Annotated in this window: 4 protein-coding genes and 1 pseudogene; 4 read left to right on the forward strand and 1 reads right to left on the reverse strand. The window is 63.1% G+C overall.

What is annotated here, in order from left to right; all coding sequences use genetic code 11:
• Positions 1–104: 104 nt before the first annotated feature.
• Positions 105–1067: an L-malyl-CoA/beta-methylmalyl-CoA lyase gene (locus HCZ87_RS19740; RefSeq protein ID WP_167646673.1), complete on the reverse strand. Its 963-nt coding sequence runs from the start codon at positions 1065–1067 to the stop codon at positions 105–107.
• 295 nt (positions 1068–1362) lie between these two features.
• Between HCZ87_RS19740 and dgcN the strand changes: the two genes are divergently transcribed.
• From dgcN to HCZ87_RS19760, 4 genes and pseudogenes are all read left to right on the forward strand, one after another.
• On the forward strand, positions 1363–2364 hold the full coding sequence (gene dgcN, locus HCZ87_RS19745) for an N-acetyltransferase DgcN (RefSeq protein ID WP_167646675.1): 1002 nt from the start codon (positions 1363–1365) through the stop codon (positions 2362–2364).
• 102 nt (positions 2365–2466) lie between these two features.
• Complete coding sequence (dgcA, locus tag HCZ87_RS19750; RefSeq protein ID WP_167646677.1) at positions 2467–3432, forward strand: N-acetyl-D-Glu racemase DgcA; 966 nt, start codon at positions 2467–2469, stop codon at positions 3430–3432.
• 76 nt (positions 3433–3508) lie between these two features.
• Positions 3509–4369 carry a D-amino-acid transaminase gene (locus HCZ87_RS19755; protein ID WP_167646679.1) on the forward strand — a complete coding sequence of 287 codons (861 nt, stop codon included), beginning with the start codon at positions 3509–3511 and terminating at the stop codon, positions 4367–4369.
• A 159-nt stretch (positions 4370–4528) separates the two neighbouring features.
• A pseudogene (locus HCZ87_RS19760) lies at positions 4529–4804 on the forward strand (hypothetical protein); the annotation flags it as partial.

Genomic DNA, 4804 nt, shown 5'->3' on the forward strand with positions numbered 1-4804 from the left:
AAAAGGGGCGGGAGCCCCCCCCCGTTCTGAGGCTACGCATCCGGGGAGGAGGGAGCGAGGCTCTGCCTCGCGCTCCGGGATATTTCGGGTTAGAAGAAGGGGGGTCAGGCGTTGCTTGCGATCAATTCGGCCTGGGCGACGACGACCTCTGCCTGTTTGATCGAAGCGATATCCACTAGGCGGCCCTTGTAAACGGTGGCGCCTTCGCCCTTGGCCTTGGCCTCTTCCATGGCGGCGAGGATTTCGCGGGCCTCGGCAACGGCCTCTTCGGAGGGGGTGAAAACCTGGTTGGCCAAGGCGATCTGTTTCGGGTGGATCGCCCATTTGCCCACCATGCCCAGTGTGGCCGAGCGTCTGGCCTGGGCGATATAGCCCTCGTCATCCGAGAAATCGCCAAAGGGGCCATCCACCGGCAACAGCCCATGGGTGCGGCAGGCGGCGACGATGGCGGCCTGCGCCCAGTGCCAGGGGTCGGACCAGTGTTTTTCACCGCCCCGCAGCATGTAGTAGTTTTCCTGCGTGCCGCCGATGCCGGTGGTCTGCATGCCCATGGAGGCGGCAAAATCCGCCGCGCCGAGGCTGATGGCCTGGAGGCGCGGGCTGCTGGCGGCGATGGCCTCGACATGGGCGATGCCGGCTGCGGATTCGATGATCACTTCAAAGCTGATCGCCTTCTTGCGCCCCTTGGCGCGTTCGATCGCGGTGACCAGCGCATCCACCGCATAGACGTCTTCGGCGCAGCCCACCTTGGGGATCATGATCTGGTCGAGCCGTTCCCCGGCCTGTTCCAGCACATCGACCACGTCCCGATACCAATAGGGGGTGTCGAGCCCGTTGATCCGCACGCTGAGGGTTTTTGCGCCCCAATCCACCGTGTTGATCGCCTCGATCACATTGGCGCGGGCGCTGTCCTTGTCGGAGGGGGCGACGGAATCTTCCAGATCGAGGTTGATCACATCCGCCTGTGAGGCGGCCATCTTGGCGAAGAGTTTGGTGTTGGAACCCGGCCCGAAGAGTTGGCAGCGGTTGGGGCGGGCGGGCGGCGCCGGTTGCAGGCGGAAGCTCATGGCAGGGTCTCCGGGTTTTTAAGTTTCAAAATCATTTTTAATTTGGATATTTCGTTGCGCGTCGAAAGGCAAGTTTCTTTTGCAGGTGCAGAAAATTCGCGCTCTTGAAGCCGTGAGGGACTGGTGGAATGGCGCGTAATCTCGTGTATCGGTGGGAGAAAATCCGGCTGAGTGACTGATGGGCGCAAGAATATTCCGTGCATGGGGAAAATTGCAGTGAAATAGGCAGGATTTTGCACCGGCATTGTCGCAATCTGTCGCGGATTATGAGATAACCCCAAGAAGGATGCTGGCAATGATCGAGACCCCTTATCTGCTGTTCCTAGGTGACGCGCCGGACATGCTGGCTGCCAAGGTTGCGATCGGGATCCGGGACTGGCGCCCGGAGCATGCGGTGGGCCAGATCAGCCTGCCGGGCTGCGGCGCGGACCTTGGCCTGACCGAGATGACGCTGCAAGAGGCTCTGGACGCCGGGGCCAAGACGCTGGTGATTGGCGTGGCCAACCGTGGCGGTCTGATTTCCCCGGCCTGGAAAGAGGTTCTGGTGAAAGCGCTTGAGCTTGGCTTTGACATCGCGTCCGGCCTGCACAACCTGTTGCGCGACGAGGCGGAGCTGGTGGCGGCGGCGCAGGCCAATGGCCGCACCCTGCATGATGTGCGCGTGCCCACCGTAAACTATCCGATCGCCAATGGCGTGAAGCGCAGCGGCAAGCGCTGTCTGGCTGTCGGCACCGATTGCTCGGTTGGCAAGATGTACACGGCGCTGGCCATGGACAAGGAGATGCAGGCGCGGGGCATGAAATCCTCCTTCCGCGCCACCGGCCAGACCGGCATCCTGATCACCGGCGATGGCGTGCCGCTGGATGCGGTGATCGCGGATTTCATGGCTGGGTCTATTGAGTATCTGACACCGGACAATGACGAAGATCACTGGGATCTGATCGAGGGGCAGGGCTCGCTGTTCCACGTGTCTTATTCCGGGGTGACCATGGCGCTGGTCCATGGCGGCCAGCCGGATGCACTGATCCTTTGCCATGAGCCGACCCGCAGCCATATGCGCGGTCTGCCGGATTATGACGTGCCGACGCTGGAAGAGCTGCGCGATGTGGCGCTGCCGCTGGCGCAGCGTGCCAACAAGGCCTGCCAGGTGGTGGGCGTTTCGGTGAACACCCAGCATCTGAGCGAAGAGGAGGCGGTTGCCTATCTCAAAGAGGTCGAAGATCGCATGGGTCTGCCCGCCGTTGACCCCTATCGTCATGGCGCTGGCCGTCTGGTGGACGCGCTGGCGGCACTCTGATCTTATTGTCTTTGGCGGGGGCGTCTGGCGCGATGTCGGACGCCTCCGGCGGGGATATTTTTGAAAAGATGAAATGCGGGTGGATTGCCCGGGGGGATAGCGATGAAGATCACCGTTACGCGGGATGTGTTCAAGCTGGCGCAGGTGTTTACCATCTCGCGCGGGTCGCGGACCGAAGCCAAGGTGCTGACGGTGCGCGTTGAGGATGGCGGTCATGTGGGCTTGGGCGAATGCGTTCCCTATGCGCGCTATGATGAGACGCTGGAGAGTGTCACCGCCGAGATCGAGGGACTGCCGGAGCGGTTTAGCCGCGCGGACTTGCAGGATCTGCTGCCCGCCGGGGCGGCGCGCAACGCGGTGGATTGTGCGCTTTGGGATCTGGAAGCCAAACAGGCCGGAAAACCCGTCTGGGAGCTGGCCGGGCTGCCCGCGCCGGGGCCGGAGATCACCGCCTATACGCTGTCGCTGGCTGCGCCCGAGGAGATGCAGAAACAGGCGGCGCAGAATGCCCATCGCCCGCTGCTCAAGATCAAGCTCGGCACGCCAGAGGATATGCCGCGCCTGGAAGCGGTGCGCGCTGGTGCGCCGGAGGCCCGGATCATTATCGACGCCAATGAGGGCTGGTCGGCAGAGGTTTACGCCGAGCTGGCACCGCATCTGGTGCGGCTCGGGGTGGAGCTGGTGGAGCAACCCCTGCCCGCGGGCGAGGACGCGGCGCTGATTGGCATGGAGCGGCCGGTGCCGGTCTGCGCGGACGAGAGCTGCCATGATCTGGCGACGCTGCCCGGGCTCCGGGGCAAATATGACGTGGTCAATATCAAGCTCGACAAGACCGGCGGTCTGACCGAGGCGCTGAAGCTGCGCGCTGCGGCGTTGGCCGAGGGCTATCAGGTGATGGTGGGTTGCATGGTTGGCTCGTCACTGGCGATGGCGCCGGCGACCCTGCTGGCCCAGGGCGCGCTGGTCACCGATCTGGACGGGCCGCTGCTGCTGGCCGAGGATCGCGACACGCCGCTGCTGTTTGATGACGCGGGCGTGCACCCGCCCAGCCCTGCGCTCTGGGGCTGATCTTGCCCACCTATCATCGCTTGACGTCGCCCCATCAAGGCCCGACAAAGCTGCAAACCACACGAGGACCTGACCTATGACCCGTACCGTCTATGTAAATGGCGAATACCTGCCGGAAACCGAAGCCAAAATCTCGATCTTTGACCGGGGTTTCCTGATGGCGGATGCGGTCTATGAGGTGACCTCGGTGCTGGGCGGCAAGCTGATTGACTTTGAGGGCCACGCGGTGCGGCTGGAGCGGTCGCTGTCCGAGCTGGAGATGAAAGCGCCCTGCACCAAGGAGGAGCTCCTGGAGATCCACCGCAAGCTGGTCGAGCTGAACGGGATCGACGAGGGGCTGGTCTATCTGCAAGTGACCCGTGGCTCTGCTGGCGATCGCGATTTTGTCTTCCCGCCGGAAGATACCGTGCCGGGGCTGGTGCTGTTCACCCAGAACAAGCCCGGTCTGGCCGATAGCCCTGCCGCCAAGAAAGGCGCCAAGGTCATTTCGATCGAGGACATTCGCTGGGGTCGCCGCGACATCAAGACCACGCAGCTGCTCTATCCCTCCATGGGCAAGATGATGGCCAAGAAGGCCGGTGCCGATGATGCCTGGATGATCGAGGACGGCCATGTGACCGAGGGCACCTCCAACAACGCCTATTTCGTCAAGGATGGCGTCATCGTGACCCGGCCTCTGTCCAATGACATTCTGCATGGTATCACCCGCAAGGCGGTGCTGCGCATGGCTGCCGAGGCACAGCTGAAGATCGAGGAACGCCTGTTCACCATCGACGAGGCAAAAGAGGCGGATGAAGCCTTCACCACCTCGGCCTCGGCCTTTGTGATGCCGGTGGTGGAGATCGACGGCGTGGCACTGGGCGATGGCACCCCCGGCCCGATCGCCAAACGCCTGCGCGAAATCTACCTTGAGGAAAGCGTCAAAACCGCAATCTGATCCGCGCAAACGCGCCAAGATCGGTCCCCGAAAGGTCATCCGCGTCTTGCGGGTGGCCTTTTTCATGTCCCAAGCGCGTGCAAGGCTGGATGGGTCAAAATCGGCTCATATCGACGGGTCATCTTGCGGCGGGGAGCGGTTTCGCTATAGCTCGCGGGCATGGCGGCACGACTCTTTTCCTTTGACCTGCGCGACGATGGTTCTGCGCGATTTCTGCTTAATTTCAAGCGGGTGGATGGCAGTGGCATCCAGCGGATCTCTTGTGACCTGGACCCTGTCGCCCGGCTGGAAATCGTGCTCTTTGCCGAGGCGCTGGCCCTGCGCCAGAGCCTTGGCGCGCGCGTGGCGGCAGAGGTGGAGGCCGGGGGGCTGATGCTGGCCTATGAGCCGGGGCAGCCGGATCTGCGGGTCGAACGGCAGGCGGGCTATTCCCGG

Origin of the sequence: Phaeobacter sp. HF9A, assembly GCF_011806385.1 — a bacterium.
GTDB lineage: Bacteria > Pseudomonadota > Alphaproteobacteria > Rhodobacterales > Rhodobacteraceae > Epibacterium.

Bases quoted from the DNA above. Each gene is read 5' to 3' on its own strand.
- HCZ87_RS19740 (WP_167646673.1), bottom strand. From the start codon at position 1,067: ATGAGCTTCCGCCTGCAACCGGCGCCGCCCGCCCGCCCCAACCGCTGC.
- dgcN (WP_167646675.1), top strand. From the start codon at position 1,363: ATGATCGAGACCCCTTATCTGCTGTTCCTAGGTGACGCGCCGGACATG.
- dgcA (WP_167646677.1), top strand. From the start codon at position 2,467: ATGAAGATCACCGTTACGCGGGATGTGTTCAAGCTGGCGCAGGTGTTT.
- HCZ87_RS19755 (WP_167646679.1), top strand. From the start codon at position 3,509: ATGACCCGTACCGTCTATGTAAATGGCGAATACCTGCCGGAAACCGAA.